Raw genomic sequence first — 19,195 nt, 5'->3', positions numbered from 1 at the left:
ATCATGACCACCATTCAGACCGCGCCGCGTACCCCGTTTCGAGGGCTGGCCGACACCAGTGAACTTCACCATTGGTCGACCGTGGCCCAGCAAGTGGCCGACACCCTCAGCATCGATGTCCTGCAACGCGACCGCGCTAACCAGCAGCCCTATACCGAGGCCGAATTATTGCGTTCCTCGGGACTGCTGAACCTACTTGTTCCAAGGGAATGTGGGGGAGCCGGGGGACATTTCGAAACCGCCTTTGCCGTGATCCGAATTCTGGCCACCGTGGACGGGTCAATCGCTCAACTGCTGGCCTATCACTACTTCAACCAGACCGGTATTGCCTTCTATGCCCCGGCTCAGCAGCAGGATGAGTGGTGGCGCCGCACCGTAGCGGGCGGTTGGTTGTGGGGTGACTCGGTGAATCCGGTCGATCCCACCCTCACGTTGACCGCGGATGCGGATGGGGGCTACCGGCTCAACGGCTACAAACGTTTCTCCACCGGTTCCGGAGTTGGCGAAGTCATTATTGTTAACGCCCTCGTGGCGGATGGTGAGCGGGCCGGAAAGGTGGTGGCCTTTGCATTGGAGACCAACCGTGAAGGGATCGAACTGGTTGATGATTGGGATCATCTGGGACAGCGGCTCACCGCCTCGGGTTCGGTGCGTTACCAGCAGGTTCGGGTGAATGCCGCGGATGTTCTCGGTGAGGTCACCGACGAGCCCATCGCCACCCTGCTGATCCCGGGACTCCAGCTGGCCTTCGCGCACCTGTATGTGGGGATCGCTCAGGGTGCGCTGGCCAAGGGCCGCCAGATCCTATTGCAGCGCCAGAACGCGTGGTTTCTTTCCGGCGCCGATACCTACGCACGCGATGTGATTTTTCAGCGCAGTATTGGGGAACTCAAGGCCCGTGTTGCCGCGGCGGAGGCCTTAGCCGAAAAGTTGGCCCGAAACTATGACGCCGTGATGGCCCTGGCCGGGGATGTCACTCACGACCAACGAGCCGAACTGGCGGTGCGGATCGCGGAGTTGAAGATTGTCTCCACGGAAGTGGGATTGGAAACTGCGCACCGGATCTTTGAAGTGACCGGTTCCTCCTCGACCCATAACGCGGTGGGACTGGACCTGTACTGGCGCAATATCCGCACCCATACCCTGCATGACCCGGTGGATTACAAAAAGATCGAAGTTGGCCAGTACTACCTGCATGGCGAACCGCAACCGATCTCGCTCTACACCTAAACCACCAGACGCGAGTGCCCGCCGCATCCTTCCTGGTGCGGCCGGCACCCTCCAGCTAGACCCACGAGGACATCCGATGAGTACCCAAACACTTTCCACCGACCGCCTGAACGCCACCCGCGCCCGTTTCGCCCCGATCTTTGAAAGCATTGCCGCCAGTTCCGCCGACCGCGACCGCAGCGGGGAACTTCCCTACAATGAAATTCGACAACTGGCCGAGGCCGGCTTTGGCGCACTGCGAGTGCCGGTCTCTCACGGTGGAGCCGGACTCAATCTCACCGAGCTTTTCGAGCTGCTGACCGAACTCGCCGCCGCCGACAGCAGCATTGCCCAGGCGCTACGCGCCCACTTCGCCTTCGTCGAAGACCGTTTGGTGGCCACACCCGGTGCGAACCGGGATCTCTGGCTCGAACGCTTTGCCCGCGGTGAGTTGGTGGGTAACTCCTGGACCGAGATCGGTGCCGTGACGGTGGGGGACGTAATCACCAAGGTGAGCCCGGACGGCTCGGGCGGATTTCGCATTAATGGCACCAAATACTATTCCACGGGCTCGATCTTTGCCGACTGGCTGGATACCTATGCCGAACGCACCGATACCGGCCAGCGGGTCATCGCCGCGGTCAGCCGTCACCAGCCCGGCGTGGAGTTGGCCGATGACTGGGATGGATTCGGCCAGCGCACCACCGGCACCGGCACGTCGACCTTCACCAACGCCGTGGTGCACGCCGAGCATCTGATCGACTTCGACACACGCTTCAAATATCAGACCGCGTTCTACCAGCAGGTATTGCTCGCAGTACTCGCCGGCAGTGCCAAGGCCGCGGAAAGAGACTTCGCCGCCGAACTGAAGGCACGCAAGCGCACCTTCAGCCATGCCGCGGCCAACGTGGCCAGCGAAGATCCGCAGCTCTTACAAGTGATTGGTGAGGTGGCCTCGGCCGCCTTCGTTGCCAGTGCCGCGGTGCAGCGGGTCTCGGGAGCCTTGGAACGGGCCTATGAGACGGCCGTGGGACGACATGGCGGAGAATTCACCGCGGACCAAGACGAGGCGGCCAATGATGCGGCGGAACTCGCGTCGGCGCAGGCGCAAGTCGCGCTGACCCCATTGGTGCTGAATGCGATCACTCACGCCTTTGATGCGCTGGCCGCCTCGGCCACCAGCAATACCAAGAACCTGGATCGGCACTGGCGGAATGCGCGCACGGCAGGAAATCACAACCCTTGGGTGTTCAAGGCCCGGCTCATTGGGGATCTGGCCGTCAACGGAACCGAGCTGCCACGAGTCTGGGCCATTGGGGCTTCAAAATAAGCCGAGGAATAATGGTGGATCTTCCCGGTGTTGAGCCGTCAGAGTCCGTGGTATTCCCTGCAGCGCTCCCTATCCCCTGCGTCTTGGGGGAGCAGGGGCTCGGGAGTGTTGTGCTGTACCAGCGAGGCGCGTCCGCGCCCCATCAAAGCCGAGTCGACCGCTGGGGTTAGTAGTAGACCGCCAGCGGGCCGTTGGGGCCGGCAATCACGTTGATCGGGGTATCGAACACGGCCGAGAGCACATCGTCGCGCATGATGTGTTCCGGGGTCCCGAACTCCACGACCTTACCCTCCTTCATGGCGCAGATGTAATCCGCGTAGTGTCCGGCAAAGTTAATGTCGTGCAACACCACAACGATGGTTCGTCCCAGTTCGCGGGCGGCTTCGGAAAGATGCTTCATCATCTGTACCGAATGCTTCATATCGAGGTTGTTCAGCGGCTCATCGAGCAGCACGTACTCGGTGTCCTGAGCCAACACCATGGCCACATAGGCGCGCTGCCGCTGCCCACCGGAGAGCTGATCCAAATACCGGTGTTCCAGATCGTTCATATTCAGAAAATCGATGGACCGGGAAATGATGGTTTCATCCTCTGCGGTCAAGCGGCCCTTGGAATAGGGGAAACGTCCGAAACCCACCAGCTGGCGCACGGTCAGACGGGTGACGAAGTGGTTCTCCTGGCGCAGGATCGAGACGATCTTGGCCAGATCCTTGGACGCGGTGGAGGCGACATCGTAACCGGCCACCTCGATGGTGCCCTCGTCTAATCCGAGCAGACGTCCCACCATGGTGAGCATGGTGGACTTGCCGGCGCCGTTGGGTCCCACCAGGGCGGTGATCCCGCCGGCCGGAATCTGAAGGGTGACGGGGCCAATGCCCACCTCGGATGAGTATTGCTTGCGCACATCCTTGAGCGTAATCACAGTCGACCCTTTCTAAGAACGAAGATGAGGAAGGCGGTGCCGCCCACCAGTTCGATGATGATGCCAACCACACCCTGAGCGTAGAAGACATGTTTCATCACGAAGTAGGCGCCACTGAGCACCACGAACCCGGTCAGGATCGACATCGGGAAGACGTACCGGTGATCGTAGGTGTCGGCCAGCTGGTAGGAGAGCATCGCGGCCAGGAAACCAAAGAAGGTCAGCGGGCCGATCAGTGCGGTGGACACCGCGATCAGAATCGAGACGAAGAACAGCGTCTTCATGACTTCGCGGCGGTGGTTGATTCCCAGATTCATGGTGGTGTCACGGCCCAGCGCCACCACGTTGAGCCGCTTGGAGGAACCAATCAAGAAGGCCGAGGCGATAATGACTAACGGGATGGCGATCGGGAAGTAGCTGGCATCCGCGTTGGAGACCGAACCGAAGAGCCGGGCGGTAAGAATGTCGAACTCGCTGGGGGTGAGCATGCGCTGCATGAAGGCGGACACCGAGCCGAGCCCGGCGCCGATGATGATGCCCACCAGCAACATAATCTGAATATTGCCCAGCTTGCCCGACAGTAGCCAGCCGTAGAGTGCCACGGACAGAGCCACCATGACGGCAACCTGAAAAATAAACTGTGGCACGCCCTGCATCGCCACCACGCCGACCGCGCCCAATAGGTACACGGAAGCCGTCTGTACCGCCACGAACAGGGAATCGAAGCCCATAATTGACGGGGTGATGATGCGGTTATTTGTCACCGTTTGGAAGGACACGGTCGCCACGGTCTGGGCGACGGCCACCACCGCCATGGTGATCACCGCGGTGCCACGCAATTCGGCGATCCGCCAGAAACCGGCCGAACCCGGAGGCATGGGATTATCCAGCGCCAAGAAACCGTAGGCGAAGGCCAGGGAGGCGAGGATCAGCGCGCCGAGGGTCACCCAATAACGGGTGGCAACCTTCTTCGTGGGTAGCGCTCCGGAGCGACGCAACGGCGAAGGTAGGGAGATCTGGTTCTTGGTCATGAGCTCAGCCAATCTTACGCTGCCTCAGTAGCAGGACTATAAAGATCGCCGCACCTAGGATGCCCAGCACCAGTGATACCGGGATCTCAAACGGCATGATGATGGTGCGTCCGATCAGGTCGCAGACCGTCACCACGCCAACACCCAGCAGCACCACCCAGGGTAGGTTACCGCGCAGGTCATCGCCGCGGAACATGGAGACAATATTTGGCACAATCAACCCGAGGAAGGGTAGGTTGCCAACTACCACGGTGACTACACCGGTGGCGATGGCGATCAACCCGGTTCCCAGCAGCATGACCTGGCGGTAGTTCAAACCGACGTTGGTAGCAATTTCTTCGCCCAGCCCGGCCACGGTGAAACGGTCCGCGACGATGAAGATTGCGATACCCACCAGGGCGACCACCCACAGAATTTCGTACTGGCCGCGCAGTACCGAGGTGAAGGAACCGGCAAACCAGATACCCAGGGACTGCAGCATATCGGTTTGCAGGGCAATGAAGGTGGAGACCGCACCTACCACCGCACCGAGCATAATGCCCACGATCGGCACCGTCAGCGACGCCTTCAGTGAGACCCGCTGCAGGAAGAGGAAGAAGATCATGGTGCCGATAAAGGCGAAGATGATAGCCACACCCATCTTCGTCAGCAGCCCCGACTGCGGGGCGATGATCATCACCGTGAGCAGGCCGAGGCCGGCCCATTCGGTGGTGCCGGTGGTGGTCGGTTCCACGAAACGGTTTTGCGTCAACAGCTGCATCACCAGACCACACATGCTCATGGCGGCTCCGGCTAGCACCAGCGCAATGGTGCGCGGAATACGGGTGATCACGAACATTTCCGCGCCGTCTTCGGCGCCAAAAATGTCGTAGACCCCGGTGAAAAGCGAAATGACCAGCAGGATCAGCACGACGAGAACCCCAAACAGGAGCTTGGGGTCGAAGAGCTTACCTTTACTGGCGACTTTGGTTACTACGGTGTGCATGGTGTGGTCACAATTTCAATCGGTGCTAAACGCACGAACAGTGGTAGAGCCAAGAACCTTGGATCTACCACTGAGCGTATTGCTGATTACCTGCCTACTTGGCTTCGAAAGCGTCAGCCAAGGTGTTGAGGTATTCGGTGTAGGTCTGAATGCCCTCGTTGGTGTAGGTGTCGGCTGGCATGTAAACGATATTGCCTTCCTTCACGGCGGTAACGTTCTGCAGAGCCGCAGAGTTGGCCAGCAGTTCGTTGGCCGGCGTGTAGCCTTCTTCGGCCGAGGCGGTGGTGCCGGCATCGCGGTCCATGACGAGGATCCAGTCCGGGTTCGAGCTGGCGATGGCCTCCACCGAGATATCGTCACCTTCATGGTTACTCGATGCATCGCTGATATCCAGTGCTGGGGTCAGGCCCAGCAGTCCGAATAGTGGGCCGAGTGTGCGTCCTTCACCCGGAGCGGCGTAGTTCACGGTGCCGCCGGAGGTGATCACGGCCATGACCTTCTGATCGGAGTCGTAGGCGGACTTGGCGCGCTCAATGGCGGCATCCAGATCCGCGTTCAACTTAGTGGCCTCGTCCTGCTTGCCGAAGACCTCGCCCAGAACGCTGGTGGTGCGCTTGAGTTCGTCCGCCAAGGGCTTACCCTCGATACGGTCGACCTGAACCACGGCCGCCTCGGGAGCCAGCTTCTTGAAATCTTCGGTGTACTGGGTGAAACGGCTACCGGTGATGATCAGATCTGGTTCCGCGGCGACGACTGCTTCCAGATTCGGTTCGCGGTGGTTACCCAGGTCTACAATCTGGGCATTGTCCTTGTAACTCACGGTGGTCGGCATCAGCGCCACCGCACCGGCGGTAAGTTCCACACCCCAGGAATCCAAGGTTTCAAAGCTATTGTTGTCGGTGGCAACCACGGACTGCGGGTTGGTGGTGACAGTAACCTCCCCAACGCTATCCGTGACGGTCACGGTGCCACCCTCGGTGGCTGGGGCCGAAGAATCGGCAGCTCCGCTAGCGGTGGAACCGCAGGCGGTGAGGGACAGTGCTGCAATGCTGAGGAGCGCAGCGGCACGCAGTTTGAGAGAAGCCATGATTTCCTTGTCGTTCTGGGAGGCCATAAGTAGCCATCAGCGAGCTTGATCTAGTCTTAGCCTAACCTAAGTTGGTTTTGAAAGACATTGCCAGAAGCCTGTGATTCAAGTTACATTTCAGGTCTTTAGCGTCAAAATTGCCGGTTATCTGGGCCCTTTTCGAACGAGGGCAGGTATGGCTGGGCTAATTCGAACCAAGAATGTTAACTAAATTATCGTGGCAAAATATTAAGTTCTAGATTTACTGGCTTCGACGCCGACTTTGCTGTTACAGTGCCCGGCAAACAAGGGTGACACGGCACCGAGCGGGCTTGGTAGGGGAGCAGTCATGACCGCTGCTCTTGACGGTGGTTCCCACGGCTTTTAGGTTTGGAACAAATGAGCGAAGGGTTTCCCTGTGCCCTACGCTCCCCGATCTCGATGATGGCTGGCAATGACCTATACCCTGAACTGCTCGATCCTGCTGACCGAGCTACCCGTGGCCTAGCTTCGTGGGTATTCGGGGAGGAACCCACCCCTAAAGACCCCACGAAGATATTGCTTGACTTGCGTGATTTTCGATCCCCAGCGGTGGTTCCGACGATCTCGGGGCTGATTCCGTTAGGTGATCGAAACGCTACTTCTGAACCGGCCGGATCCCTAGACTGGCTTTGCTGAGCCGGATTGTCGGCTCATTATGCCCTTCGTCGGAGAAACGAAAGGGTTTTCCCGACGGAGCTTGAAGGTTGCGCTTGAGGTCTTCGCAGAATCGTCGCGTGCCTCGCGTTATGCGAGCTTTTGATGGAGCGTTTCAGAGGAGGACTAGGGATGAGAACAAATCTGCTCGATGGTGTCAGGGTATTGGACCTGACTAATGTGCTTTCCGGCCCATTCGCCGGCTACCAGCTGGCCTTGATGGGAGCCGAGGTGCTCAAGGTCGAAGCCCAAGCCGGTGGCGATCTCGCTCGAAAGTTGGGAGCCAGCCCGGAGCTAAGCGACCGTCACCTCGGTATCTCCTTCCTCGCCCAGAACAGTTCAAAGCGTTCCATGACACTGAACCTAAAATCCGAGGACGGCAAGGAGATATTCCGAAAGCTGGTCGCGGACTACGATGTAGTACTTGAAAATTTCCGTCCCGGCGTAATGGATCGTTTGGGATTCGGCTGGGATCAGCTCAAGGAAATCAATCCGGGGATCGTCTACTGTGCGATTTCGGGCTTCGGACAGAACGGACCACTACGCGACCGTCCGGCCTACGATCAGATAATTCAGGGGATGTCCGGTCTCATGTCCGTGACCGGAGATGAGGAAACCGCCCCGCTTCGTGTCGGTGCTCCCATCGCGGATACCATTGGCGGGTTTGCTGCCGCCTTTGCGATCTCTTCGGCCTTGGTTCGGCGCTCCCGTAGCGGCGAAGGTAGTTTCTTAGACGTCTCAATGCTTGAAGCAACGTTGACCGCCATGGGCTGGGTAGCCTCCGATTATCTGGTCGGCGGAAGCACCCCTATCCCCATGGGCAACGAAAACCGTACGGCAGCACCGTCGGGAACCTTTGCCACCAGTGACGGTGACTTCAATATTGCCGCGAACAAGCAGGAGCAGTTTGAGGCCCTGTGCGAACTGATTGGTCGCCCGGAGCTGGCCAGCGATGCGCGCTTCGCCGAACGTGAAACGCGTAAGACCAACCGCCTGGAGCTGAAGACCGAGATCGAAACGGTACTCACCACCCAAACCAGTGCCTACTGGGATGAAAAGCTTGGCGCCGCCGGAATCCCCGGTGCCCCGGTGATGGACGTCGCCGCGGCCCTGGCCTCCGAACAGATCACCGCCCGCGGATTAGTTAACACCCTGCGCCTGCCTGACGCCGCGAATCTTGCGGGAACATCCGTGAGCGCCGAAGGCGATATGCGGTTACTCGGTTCCCCGGTTCACGTCAACGGCCAAACGGTGGGCCCGGATGCACCACCGCCAACCCTGGGCGAGCACACCGACCAAGTGCTGACCGATCTGGGTTATGGACCCGAAGAAATTGCCCGTCTGCGTAGCGAGAGGACCGTATAAATGGATCGTTCAACTTGGTGGAAGACCTCGATCTCCGATATTTCTCCGGGAGTTATCCGTTTTTCGGGTTACCCCGTGGAACAGCTGATCTCCTCGAATGAGGTCGGCATGGCCTCCATGATTTGGTTGATGACCCGTGGTGAGCTGCCAACGGTGGGACAAGCCCAGCTGTTGGAGCGTGCACTGGTTGCGGGAGTGGACCATGGCCCGCAGGCACCGTCAATCGGCATCGCCCGGATGGCGATGTCTTGTGGCGTGGGTATTCAAAGTGCTATGGCCTCGGCTACCAACGTCCTGGGCGACGTCCACGGCGGCGCCGGTCAGGAACTGATGGAGATCTTTGAACAGATCCTGCAAGATGACCGCGAGCTGAGCGTAACGGTTGCCGAAAAATTGCAGGAGCTGCGCGATCAGAAGCGATACATTCCGGGTTTCGGACACCGTTTCCACCCCGTGGATCCGCGCCGTGCACCGCTGTTAGCCGCCATTGAAGAGGCGCGCGAGCAGGGGATAGTGCAGGGGCAGGTCTTGACCGTTGCACTGGAAATCGAACGTCAGCTCAATGAGGGCCGCGAACGCCCCATCCCCATGAATATCGATGGCGCCACCGCAATCATTTATGCGGAACTTGGATTCGCTCCGGTACTGGGTCGCGGACTTTTCGTGCTCTCACGTTCGGTGGGGGCACTGGCTCACGCGTGGGAAGAATCCGGCTCCGGGATGCGCAATAAGGGTCCCGAGCATCGCAGTATTCTGCCCGACTACATTGGTGCCGAACCCCGCGACGTTCCCTAAAGTAAAGCCTAGCGGCTTGCCGGCGTTGCCTCCTTGGACCCGCGGCGCTGGCATTTGCCTTGTTTTCCATCAGCCGGTCCACGCACATGAGGAAGTTGCGCCAGATGACTACCGATGCACACATCGATCCCGCACTCATCAGCACCCTGAAGCTGTCCGATGGAAATGTCAGGTATGTGGATCTGCGGAAGCTTCCTTCCGCGCAGCAGCTACCTCTGAGCCTGAAAATTCTGCTGGAAAATGTGCTGCGTCACGGCGGACCGAGCAGCGCCGTTCAGGCCTTGCTCGATTCCGGCAACGGGACACCGACGGGCGCGGAAGTGTCCTTCTATCCCGGACGCGTGGTCATGCAGGATATGGCCGGTGCACCGGTGATTCACGATCTGGTGACCCTGCGGGAGGCAGTGCTCCGCCACGGGGGAGACCCTTCCCGGATCAACCCGGGGATCCCAGCCGAACTGGTGATTGACCACTCGGTGATCGTGGACGAATACGGCAGTGACCGGGCCTTTGCGCGCAATACGGAACTGGAATTTGAGCGCAATGAGGAACGATTCCGTTTCCTGCGTTGGGCACAATCCGCCTTTGACGGTTTTCGGGTGGTCCCACCGGGACGCGGGATTATTCACCAGGTCAATATCGAGCATCTGACCCGCGGGATTCTGCAGGCCCCCGGGACAGAAGACGAACCGTCCCTGGTGTACCCGGATACCTGCATCGGGACCGATAGCCACACCACCATGGTCAACGGGCTGGGAATTTTGGGTTGGGGTGTGGGCGGCATCGAGGCGACTTCCGCGCTTCTGGGGCAGCCGCTCTCCCTGCTGGTACCACCGGTCGTGGGAGTAGAGCTGAGCGGAACGCTGCCATCGGGGAGCACCGCAACCGATCTGGTACTGACCATCACCGAATTGCTGCGCACCCATCAGGTGGTGGGCAAAATTGTGGAGTTCCACGGTCCCGGCCTGGCCGGTCTACCCGTGGCGGATCGCGCCACGATCGCGAATATGTCTCCGGAATTCGGTTCCACCGCGGCGTTGTTCCCGGTGGATCAGCAGACCGTGGACTATTACCGTCTCACCGGACGGGACGAGGCACAGATCGAACTCATCGAAGCCTATGCGCGGGCGCAGGGGCTGTGGGCCGACGGATCGGCCAGCCGGGCCACGTACACCGAAACCCTCGAACTGGACCTATCCACCGTGGTACCAAGTCTGGCCGGACCCTACCGGCCACAGGACCGCATCGCGCTGGACGCGGCGCAACAACAATTTCGGGCCGACCTCGACAATCTCGTGGATACGACGCATCCGGCGCGTACCAACGGTGAGCTGCAGGTCCCGGTCCGGCTCGCCGAACACGCGGAGGTTCTGCGTGATGGAACCCTGGCGATCGCGGCGATTACCAGCTGCACCAATACCTCAAACCCGCAGATTATGATGACCGCCGCCCTGCTGGCACGCAATGCCGTGGAACGCGGGTTGCGGGTTCCACCCTGGGTGAAGACCTCACTGGCCCCCGGCTCCCAGGTGGTGACCGCCTACCTGGAAAAGGCGGGACTATTGCCCGCCCTGGAGACCCTGGGCTTCCACGTGGTGGGCTACGGTTGCACCACCTGCATGGGTAATTCCGGCTCGCTGCCCGAGCCGGTGGCGCAGGCGGCACGGGAGGAGGACCTGGTCTTAACCTCCATCCTGTCCGGTAACCGCAACTTCGAGGGGCGGATCAGCCCGGATGTGAAGATGAACTATCTGGCCTCGCCGCCATTGGTGATCGCCCACGCACTGGCCGGAACCATGGATATTGACGTCTACCGCGATAGCCTGGGCACCGCGACGGACGGCACCGAGGTCATGTTGCGGGACCTATGGCCGAGCGCCGCCGAGGTGGAAGCGCAGTTGGCCGAGGTGGTGAACCGAGAAATGTACAAGCAAAGCTATTCTCAAACCTTCACCGGCACCGCGCAGTGGGAGGCATTGGTGGTACCGCAGGCTAGCACCTACGAGTTCGGGGAATCCACCTACATGCTCGCCTCCCCTTTCCTGGAACAGGCGGCGCCGACCCCGGCGGGAATCGACGATCTGCACGCGGCTCGGGTCCTGGTCAAACTCGGTGACTCGGTCACCACCGATCACATCAGCCCGGTCGGTTCAATTCGTGCCGATAGCCCGGCCGGTGAATACCTGCTGGAACAAGGGGTGGATCGCAAGGATTTCAACACCTACGGGTCGCGGCGCGGAAACCATGAGGTGATGGTGCGCGGCACCTTCGCCAACGTCCGGCTACGCAACGAACTAGCCGAGGGTCAAGTGGGCGCGGTGACCCAACTGTTGCCCTCGCGGGAACCGATGAGTATCTATGAGGCTTCCCGCCGCTATCGCGCGCGGGGGACCGGGTTGCTGGTGCTGGCCGGACGCGAATACGGCTCCGGCTCGGCCCGTGACTATGCGGCGAAGGGTACCTACTTGCTGGGTGTGCGGGTTGTACTGGCGCAATCCTTCGAACGCATTCACCGCTCCAACCTGGTGGGCATGGGGATTTTCCCCTTGCAGTTCAAAGACGGCGATTCCGCCCACAGCCTGGGTCTGAATGGTACCGAAGAATATGATGTCAGCGGTCTGAAGGAATTCGGCGCCGGTGGACACCCGGACTTCGCACGGGTTAGTGCCACTCGTGAGGATGGAACGCGCGTGGACTTCGAGGCGCACATCCGGATCGATACCCCCGCGGAGGCCCAATACATCCGCCACGGCGGGATGTTGCCCTTCGCCCTCCGCGCCACCCTGCGGGACTAAAAGACATGCTCCGGCCCGGGCCGGTGAAAGGATGACCTCGATGATCACACCAGTTAGCGCCCGGGAGTTCGCTGCGCACGCAAACCGCCAGGTACCCGAGGCAGAGGAAATCACCGAGGGGATCTGGAGCCTGCCACTGGCCAATAAGCCGGGGCATATGCCCTTCACCTTCAGCTATCTGATCCGTGATGCGGGCGGCGATGTTCACCTGCTCGATTCGGGCTGGGACTTAGAGCCGAATATGGAGCTGGTCGATGAACGCCTGAAGTTCCTCGGGGCCAGTGATGGACCGGCCAGCATCACCATCACACATTTGCATCCCGATCATCTGGGATTGGCGCGCAACCTGCGCGCCCGCTATGGCACACCGGTGTCCATGCACCGCATCGAGGATGAGGCACAGCTCGTCTACGCACGCTGGAATCAGGATGCGAGCCTGGTGCGTCCCGACCTTCAGGCGTGGGGCGTTCCGGAAGAGCGATTCGGGCAGGTCCTGAACTTCGCGATCGGAACCCCGCGCGTGGTGGTCCCCGCAGATCAGTTGCTGGAGGAGAGCTATTACCTGCCGGTTGTCGGACGAAGGCTGCGGGTGCTGCACACCCCGGGGCATACGCCCGGGCATATTTCCCTCTATGAGGAAGATCAGAAGTTACTTTTCAGCGGCGATCAGTTACTGCCGAAGGTGACTCCCGGGATCGGTGCCGGGATCGACCCGTCGGTCAACCCCTTGGAGCAGTACCTCAACAGCTTGGAAAAGCTCACCGATTTGAGTGTTCGCCAGTGTCTGCCGGGACATGAATACCGTTTTGAGGGGGCCGCTCATCGCGCCGCGGCCATCGCGGCACGGCATTTGCAGCGCACCGCGGAAGTGGCCAGCGTGCTGGAGACCGATCCCACGGCCAGCGTGTGGCGGGTGGCCTCCCAGCTCAGCTGGGGTCGCGGCTGGCAGGCGCTGGACCGTCACTATCTAGTCTCGGCCCTGCGCCAGACCGCGATGCACATGCGGCTGGTGCTCGACGGTGCGCACCTCAAAGCCTTACAAAGCTGGACCCGCCCGTAGCCTGCCTATCAAGCCACCCATGAATGCCGGTTGCGTCATTTCTCGCGCCCGCATTTCATCCATTAAAACCAGACAGGCTTGACACCGCCCGGGGGCGGCTTCAAGCCTGTCTGTGATTCGTACGCAAGGTTGTTACTTGCGGCCAACCACCGGCATGGTCAGTTCCCCCACCTCGGGGATGCTCAGCACCACGGTTTCGCCCGGCAGGATCTGCCCGACACCCTCCGGGGTGCCGGTGGCGATGATATCGCCGGGCTGCAGGGTCATAACCTCGGAGTACACCTCGATCAGCTTGGCAATGCCATAGATCAGGTAGGAGGTATTCGAGCGCTGGCGCTCTTCTCCGTCCACCGTCAGCCAGAAGTCCAGTGCCTCTGGGTTTGGTACCTCATCGGCGGTGACGATGTATGGGCCAATCGGGGTGAAGGTGTCAAAGGACTTACGGAACGAGCGGTCCTCTTCACCGCGCAGGGTGATGTCCAATAGCGGGGTGTAGCCAAACACGTAATCTAGGGCCTCATCAGCTGACACCCGGCTGGTGGTACGGCCAATGATGACACCGATCTCGGCTTCGTGGTCGAAGCGGCGATCTTCCCACGGTAGTTCAATGGCGCCGTCCGGACCAACGATCGAGGTGGTAGCCTTCAAGAAGCCCTTGCGGACCTCTGCAGTCAGGATCTTACGGTCGGTGTAGACCCCGTTTTCACCACCCATTTCTTGCTGGTGCTTGTGGTAGTTCACCGGAGCGGCAAAGAGATTGCGTGGCTTAGGCTGTGGTGCTCGCAGCACAACCTCGGCTTCGGGCTTACCTCCGCCGGTGGCTACGCGCTCGGCCACAACTGACTTGACTTCCTGCCACAGGCCGATCAGTGCGGTCATCCGGTCATCGGCCGGGGTATGCTCAGGAACCAGATCGCTCAGATCAACGATAGTTCCGTCCTGAGCCAGTGCTCCTACCAGCTGATCGTCAAAAACACATACGCGCATTCGTTATTCTCCCTGTTCGCGCCAGAGGCCCAAGGCGGTGATCGCCGGGCGGTCGGTATAGGAGAAGAGCACTGCGTCTTCTCCCGAGTGGTTGTGATGCGAGTGCTCGTACCACAATGGGATGGCCAAGGTGTCACCCTTGACCCATTCAATCTTCTTGCCGTCCACAATCGAGTAACCACTGCCGCTGACCACGTGGTACACGGTGCTGTGGGTATGGCGGTGGCTCTTGGTGTCTACGCCCGGGCGGATCAGCTGCAGGTATGCGGAGATCGTGGTCATAACAGGGCCACCGTTGGTCGGGTTCTTGTACTCGACGATGATGTCGTCGTATGGATCCGGCTCGTCATCACGCAGGTATTCCAGGGCTTCGAGCGCGTCTGCCAACTTGTACACCAGTGGCTGCTGCAGCTGATGCGGTTCACCGTAGTTCTTTCCCAGCATGCCCTGCAGGTATGCGCCAGGCATTGGCTTCTCGACCTCGCGGGTTCCGCCAGCCTCATCAATGATGTATTGGTTCAGGCGGCTCATCAATGGCGAATCCAAGCCGTCGAGCCAAATCATCGGACCCTCACCCTCGTGTCCGTGCTCATGCCAGTGTAACGAGGGGGTTAGCAGGAAGTCGCCGACCTCCATTGGTACGCGCTGACCGTTGACCACGGTGTAGGCACCGTTGCCTTCAACGATGAATCGCAGCGCCGACGGGGTGTGGCGGTGCGACGGGGCGATCTCACCGGGCTTGACCAGCTGGAGTGCTGCCCAGAGCGAGTCGGTGGCGCCGGTACGCTGGTGTGGGAGTGAGCCCGGGTTACGGAAACCCAGTACGCGGCGCAGCGCATCTTCCAGCGGAACGACCTCTCCGGCCTTCATCATCAGCTCGCGAGCCTGCTCATAGCGCCAGATATGCGGCACCAGATTGGTCTTGGCTTCGGAGTCCAGGCCACCCATCAGCTGCCACAGCGGTGAGTAGTGATTCTCGGCCAGTTCTGTGTAGAACGCTTCGTTGGTGCCAACTGTCTCTGTCATCTCAGCTCCATTCTGCAAGACGGATTGTAATTCTATGTACAAGAATGAAGCAGGAATGCGCTCCCGTCAATACTCTTTACCGCTCAGTGAGAGCTTCGTCGGGATCTGTTTCGCTAAGTGGGACTTCTGCCGGGGTTGGTATCGAAGTTTTTAGGCCAGTCGCTGATCGGCTTCAGCTAGCTTTAGGGCCTCGTCATTGCGGGACTGCATGCATTCGTGCAGCAAATTGTTAAACCAGGTCATGGGGGCCGAGGGGATCTCGCGTTTGAGGGTGTGAAGAGCAACTTCTGTGCGCATGTGCTCTACCGGCAATTGGAACGAGCGTATTGCGTAGCGTCCAGTTAAACGCTTGGCAACACTAGAGGGGGAGTAGGAGATGAGGTCACTGCCTTCCAGAATATGCGGCAGCGCGGAAAAGGTGGGAATAGACGCTATGACTTTGCGGTTCACCTGCATTTCCCGCAGTCGAATATCCAGGCGCGTATGGCCAGTCGAGGGTGCTACTGCCACGTGCTCCTCGTTCTCATACTGCTCCAGAGTTGGAGCTTCGGAGATTCTTGGGTGGCCGGTGGCGCAAAGCCCCACATAGTGCTCGTAAAACAGAACCTGGCGGTCAATATCATCTTCGATCAGCGGCGTGGTGCAGATGGCTGCGTGGGCACTTCCTGACCGCAGTTCGCTGGTCACCGCATTAACATCCAGAATTTCGACATCCAAGGTGACGTGTGGGGCGCGGGTGCGCGTAGCGTGCAGGATTGGAGGCAGCAGGCCGCTAACTCCCACATCGGTCATCCGCAGTCGAAAGCGGAGCGTAGAGGTGCTCGGGTCAAAGTTGGAAGGGCCGCTCATAACATCATCCAGTGAACCTACTAGGCGTCGTAGTTTCGGGTAAAGGCTCTGTGCTACGGCGGTGGGTTTCAGTTGATTGCCGCGCCGCTGGAAGAGCGGATCGGCAAAATGCTGGCGTAACTTCCGCAGGGTATAGCTAACTGAGGGCTGGCTGATAAATAGTTGCTCGGAGGCCGAGGTGACGCTGCCGGTTTCATATACCAAAATAAAGACGCGCAGCATGCCGAGGTCATAAGTGCTCACCCTCAAACTATAGATAGTATCTATGGGCCCATCAAGGATTCGTTGTTTGGCTTTATCTAACTCTCACCTATTGTGATCTATAGCGCAGTCACTTCCGTAGCGGAGTGGTATCAACAATTTTCTGAGGAGAGCACGTGACGACTATCCGCGAGGCCACCTACGAGCTGCTGCGTCAGCAGGGGATTACTAAAATGTTTGGCAATCCCGGGTCCAATGAACTGACGTTCTTGCGGGATTTCCCGGAGGATTTTGAGTACGTCTTAGGATTGCACGAGGGCGCTGTGATGGCTATGGCTGATGGCTACGCGCAGGCTTCGGGTGAAATTCCACTAGTCAGCCTGCATTCAGCGGCGGGTACCGGAACCTCCATGGGGGTGCTGGCCAACACCGCGGTCTCCAAATCCCCGGTAGTCGTGCTCTCCGGGCAACAGCTACGAGAGCTGGTGGGTCAAGACATTATGGTGGCCAGCCACGATGCGGCACAGTTACCTAAGCCACTGAGCAAATTTTCGGCCGAACCGATCTCCGCCAAGGACGTCGTTCGCACGCTATCGCAGGCCATTCATCTGGCTAATATGCATCCGAAGGGTCCAACCCATATTTCGGTTCCCCATGATGATTGGGACCAAGAAATCGATGAAAACGTTGCGTTGACTATTTCACGCAAGGTTACCGACGCTTCCGCGCTCGCCGAGGCAAACCTGGCAGAGCTCACCGCGGCCTTAGACGGTGCGAAGAACCCGGCGTTGGTTCTCGGTCCGGAAGTCGATGCGACCCACGCGAATACTGCTGCGGTGCACTTGGCCGAGCGTCTGGGTGCCAAGGCGTGGATCGCCCCATCACCGGCACGCTGCCCATTTCCGACCAATCACTCAAATTTTGCCGGTCTGCTTCCGGCAAATATCGCCGACATCTCGGATCTGCTCTCCGAGCATGACGTGGTGTTGGTAGTAGGTGCCCCGGTCTTCCGTTACCACCACGACAAGCCCGGAAACTACTTGGCCGCGGGCGTACGATTGCTGCACATCTCCCAAGATCCGGACGAAATTGCACGCGCCGCCTTCGGGGACGCCTACTTTGCCCCAGTAGCCGACACTCTAGAACGGTTGGCACAATCGGTAACGGTTCGAGAGAACAAGCAGATGCCTAAGGCAAAACGTGCGCCCGGTGTGGACCGCGAGGGCCGGATGCACCCGGACACCGTTTTCCGCTCCATTCAGGAACTAGGTCCCAAGGACCTGATCCATGTGGTCGAATCTACTTCCACTGCAGAATCCTTCTGGGGCAATATCAGCATGAGCGAACAAGGCTCGCTGTACACGGCCGCTGCCGGTGGGCTGGGCTTCGGACTGCCCGCCGCCGTGGGCATCCAGCTGGCTCAGCCCGAGCGCCGCGTGGTCGCCGAGATCGGTGATGGCTCGGCAAATTTTGGTATCACTGGACTTTGGACGGCGGCCCGCCATCAGGTGCCCGTAGTCTTTGTGATCTTACGCAATGAAAGCTATGGGGCACTGGTCAACTTTGGACGCCGCATGGGTACCGAAGGACTACCGTCCTTCAACCTCAGCGGCATCGACTTCGTGTCACTTGCCAAGGGATACGGCGTGCGCGCCGAATTGGCAACCAATGAATCCGATCTTCGTGACGCGCTGAGCCGGGCATTCGCCGGCAACGAGCCAGTGCTGATCGAGGCCGTCACCTACTTTGACTAAGGGTAAAGAATGAAAATTACCATCGAAAACCTTCAGCTGCGATACGACAAATTCACGGCCATCGACAATATGAACGTCGAGATCGGCGATCAAGAATCGGTTGTGCTATTGGGTAAATCGGGTTGCGGCAAGACCAGTACCATGCGCTGCATTGCAGGTTTAGAACAACCTACCTCCGGTCGGATCACCATCGGTGACACAGTCGTTTTTGATGCCTCCGCCGGCATTAACCTGCCCCCGAATAAGCGCAATGTCGGTATGGTGTTTCAGTCCTATGCCGTCTGGCCACATATGACCGTCTTTGAGAACGTAGCGTACTCACTGAAGATCCAACGCGTGGCCAAAAGAGAAATTAAACAGCGGGTCCACGAGGCGCTGGAACTGGTTGGTTTGGAGGCTTTTGCCAATCGCGGAGCCAGCCTGCTCTCCGGTGGACAGATGCAACGTGTGGCTCTGGCACGCAGCTTGGTGATGCGACCGGACGTATTGCTATTGGATGAGCCGCTGTCGAACCTCGATGCTCGACTTCGTGACCGCTTGCGTATCGAATTGCGTGAGATTCAGCTACAACTCGGGTTGACCACCGTGTACGTGACCCACGACCAGCAAGAAGCTTTCGCTTTAGCCGACCGGATTGCGCTGATGCAAGATGGGCGGATCGTGCAGATGCAGGATCCCACTGCCATGTACTTGCAGCCGGCTAGCTCGAGCATTGCGCACTTCCTGGGTGTCTCAAACGTCCACCCTGTCACGGCCGTCAATGACGGGTACGTGCTTAGCGGTTCCGAATTGGCGATCTCTCCAGCCGTAGCCGCCGAAGCGAACACCATTGAACCGCGCGCCTGCTTCCGTAGCGAAGATCTGACACTCTCACGCAACGGCAGTGCCGGGGTGAATAGCTGGAAGGGAACCGTGAAGGTTTCTAGCTTCCAAGGCAGCAGCATGCGCTACGCGGTGGCAGTACATCCACAGCTGCCAGAACTCGATGTTGTGATGCCACTGGCTTCGACCGACCGGTTTGAGCCGGGAGATGAAGTCTGGGTAAGCATCGATGCCAATGCCGTCCAGGTACTTCCGCAGGACGCGGTAGGCACCAAGCACTCGGTGGCGGTGGGGGTATGACC

Annotated in this window: 15 protein-coding genes; 8 read left to right on the top strand and 7 right to left on the bottom strand. The window is 59.5% G+C overall.

All coding sequences use genetic code 11. The features are described 5' to 3' along the window. Positions 1–3 precede the first annotated feature (3 nt). Together ACQQZ8_RS14835 and ACQQZ8_RS14830 are read left to right on the top strand one after the other, a co-directional pair. Entirely contained in the window at positions 4–1,230 is a 1,227-nt protein-coding gene (locus ACQQZ8_RS14835) for an acyl-CoA dehydrogenase family protein (protein WP_431710573.1), read from the top strand. Between the two features lie 76 nt (positions 1,231–1,306). After that, complete coding sequence (locus tag ACQQZ8_RS14830; protein ID WP_431710572.1) at positions 1,307–2,539, top strand: acyl-CoA dehydrogenase family protein; 1,233 nt, start codon at positions 1,307–1,309, stop codon at positions 2,537–2,539. Positions 2,540–2,705: 166 nt separating this feature from the next. Here the strand turns inward: ACQQZ8_RS14830 and ACQQZ8_RS14825 are convergent, their stop codons facing one another. From ACQQZ8_RS14825 to ACQQZ8_RS14810, 4 genes are all read right to left on the bottom strand, one after another. Further along, positions 2,706–3,461 (bottom strand): iron ABC transporter ATP-binding protein, encoded by a 756-nt coding sequence (locus ACQQZ8_RS14825; protein ID WP_431710571.1) that lies wholly within the window; start codon positions 3,459–3,461, stop codon positions 2,706–2,708. Beyond that, positions 3,458–4,492: an iron chelate uptake ABC transporter family permease subunit gene (locus ACQQZ8_RS14820; RefSeq protein ID WP_431710570.1), complete on the bottom strand. Its 1,035-nt coding sequence runs from the start codon at positions 4,490–4,492 to the stop codon at positions 3,458–3,460. The genes ACQQZ8_RS14825 and ACQQZ8_RS14820 overlap by 4 nt, the downstream gene beginning before the upstream one ends. A gap of 4 nt (positions 4,493–4,496) precedes the next feature. Continuing rightward, positions 4,497–5,477 (bottom strand): ABC transporter permease, encoded by a 981-nt coding sequence (locus tag ACQQZ8_RS14815; RefSeq protein ID WP_431710569.1) that lies wholly within the window; start codon positions 5,475–5,477, stop codon positions 4,497–4,499. 94 nt (positions 5,478–5,571) lie between these two features. Beyond that, on the bottom strand, positions 5,572–6,564 hold the full coding sequence (locus tag ACQQZ8_RS14810) for a siderophore ABC transporter substrate-binding protein (protein WP_431710568.1): 993 nt from the start codon (positions 6,562–6,564) through the stop codon (positions 5,572–5,574). Between the two features lie 807 nt (positions 6,565–7,371). Between ACQQZ8_RS14810 and ACQQZ8_RS14805 the strand changes: the two genes are divergently transcribed. The 4 genes from ACQQZ8_RS14805 (at position 7,372) to ACQQZ8_RS14790 (ending at position 13,254) form a co-directional block, all read left to right on the top strand. Next, positions 7,372–8,604: a CaiB/BaiF CoA transferase family protein gene (locus ACQQZ8_RS14805; RefSeq protein ID WP_431710567.1), complete on the top strand. Its 1,233-nt coding sequence runs from the start codon at positions 7,372–7,374 to the stop codon at positions 8,602–8,604. After that, on the top strand, positions 8,605–9,399 hold the full coding sequence (locus ACQQZ8_RS14800; protein WP_431710566.1) for a citryl-CoA lyase: 795 nt from the start codon (positions 8,605–8,607) through the stop codon (positions 9,397–9,399). It begins immediately after the preceding gene. A gap of 104 nt (positions 9,400–9,503) precedes the next feature. Beyond that, positions 9,504–12,194 carry an aconitate hydratase AcnA gene (gene acnA / locus ACQQZ8_RS14795; protein ID WP_431710565.1) on the top strand — a complete coding sequence of 897 codons (2,691 nt, stop codon included), beginning with the start codon at positions 9,504–9,506 and terminating at the stop codon, positions 12,192–12,194. 40 nt (positions 12,195–12,234) lie between these two features. Beyond that, positions 12,235–13,254: an MBL fold metallo-hydrolase gene (locus tag ACQQZ8_RS14790; protein WP_431710564.1), complete on the top strand. Its 1,020-nt coding sequence runs from the start codon at positions 12,235–12,237 to the stop codon at positions 13,252–13,254. A 132-nt stretch (positions 13,255–13,386) separates the two neighbouring features. On the opposite strand, the gene ACQQZ8_RS14785 is transcribed toward ACQQZ8_RS14790, so the two are convergent. From ACQQZ8_RS14785 to ACQQZ8_RS14775, 3 genes are all read right to left on the bottom strand, one after another. After that, complete coding sequence (locus tag ACQQZ8_RS14785; protein ID WP_431710563.1) at positions 13,387–14,241, bottom strand: fumarylacetoacetate hydrolase family protein; 855 nt, start codon at positions 14,239–14,241, stop codon at positions 13,387–13,389. A gap of 3 nt (positions 14,242–14,244) precedes the next feature. Next, complete coding sequence (locus ACQQZ8_RS14780; protein WP_431710562.1) at positions 14,245–15,267, bottom strand: cupin domain-containing protein; 1,023 nt, start codon at positions 15,265–15,267, stop codon at positions 14,245–14,247. A 150-nt stretch (positions 15,268–15,417) separates the two neighbouring features. Continuing rightward, entirely contained in the window at positions 15,418–16,359 is a 942-nt protein-coding gene (locus ACQQZ8_RS14775) for a LysR family transcriptional regulator (RefSeq protein WP_431710561.1), read from the bottom strand. Between the two features lie 134 nt (positions 16,360–16,493). Between ACQQZ8_RS14775 and mdlC the strand changes: the two genes are divergently transcribed. Both mdlC and ACQQZ8_RS14765 read left to right on the top strand, forming a co-directional pair. After that, the gene (gene mdlC, locus ACQQZ8_RS14770) at positions 16,494–18,071 is read left to right on the top strand and encodes a benzoylformate decarboxylase (protein WP_431710560.1); all 1,578 of its coding nucleotides are present in this window, start codon (positions 16,494–16,496) and stop codon (positions 18,069–18,071) included. A gap of 9 nt (positions 18,072–18,080) precedes the next feature. Beyond that, positions 18,081–19,193 carry an ABC transporter ATP-binding protein gene (locus tag ACQQZ8_RS14765; protein WP_431710559.1) on the top strand — a complete coding sequence of 371 codons (1,113 nt, stop codon included), beginning with the start codon at positions 18,081–18,083 and terminating at the stop codon, positions 19,191–19,193. Positions 19,194–19,195: the final 2 nt, after the last annotated feature.

The organism is Glutamicibacter uratoxydans (assembly GCF_050753455.1).
Taxonomy (GTDB): Bacteria; Actinomycetota; Actinomycetes; order Actinomycetales; family Micrococcaceae; genus Glutamicibacter; species Glutamicibacter uratoxydans_A.
Note: the sequence above shows the minus strand (reverse complement) of the source record. Positions and strands in the feature narration are given on the sequence as shown.

Coding starts and splice junctions, on each gene's coding strand:
- ACQQZ8_RS14835 (WP_431710573.1), top strand. CDS start 4: ATGACCACCATTCAGACCGCGCCGCGTACCCCGTTTCGAGGGCTGGCC.
- ACQQZ8_RS14830 (WP_431710572.1), top strand. CDS start 1,307: ATGAGTACCCAAACACTTTCCACCGACCGCCTGAACGCCACCCGCGCC.
- ACQQZ8_RS14820 (WP_431710570.1), bottom strand. CDS start 4,492: ATGACCAAGAACCAGATCTCCCTACCTTCGCCGTTGCGTCGCTCCGGA.
- ACQQZ8_RS14815 (WP_431710569.1), bottom strand. CDS start 5,477: ATGCACACCGTAGTAACCAAAGTCGCCAGTAAAGGTAAGCTCTTCGAC.
- ACQQZ8_RS14810 (WP_431710568.1), bottom strand. CDS start 6,564: ATGGCTTCTCTCAAACTGCGTGCCGCTGCGCTCCTCAGCATTGCAGCA.
- ACQQZ8_RS14805 (WP_431710567.1), top strand. CDS start 7,372: ATGAGAACAAATCTGCTCGATGGTGTCAGGGTATTGGACCTGACTAAT.
- ACQQZ8_RS14800 (WP_431710566.1), top strand. CDS start 8,605: ATGGATCGTTCAACTTGGTGGAAGACCTCGATCTCCGATATTTCTCCG.
- acnA (WP_431710565.1), top strand. CDS start 9,504: ATGACTACCGATGCACACATCGATCCCGCACTCATCAGCACCCTGAAG.
- ACQQZ8_RS14790 (WP_431710564.1), top strand. CDS start 12,235: ATGATCACACCAGTTAGCGCCCGGGAGTTCGCTGCGCACGCAAACCGC.
- ACQQZ8_RS14785 (WP_431710563.1), bottom strand. CDS start 14,241: ATGCGCGTATGTGTTTTTGACGATCAGCTGGTAGGAGCACTGGCTCAG.
- ACQQZ8_RS14780 (WP_431710562.1), bottom strand. CDS start 15,267: ATGACAGAGACAGTTGGCACCAACGAAGCGTTCTACACAGAACTGGCC.
- ACQQZ8_RS14765 (WP_431710559.1), top strand. CDS start 18,081: ATGAAAATTACCATCGAAAACCTTCAGCTGCGATACGACAAATTCACG.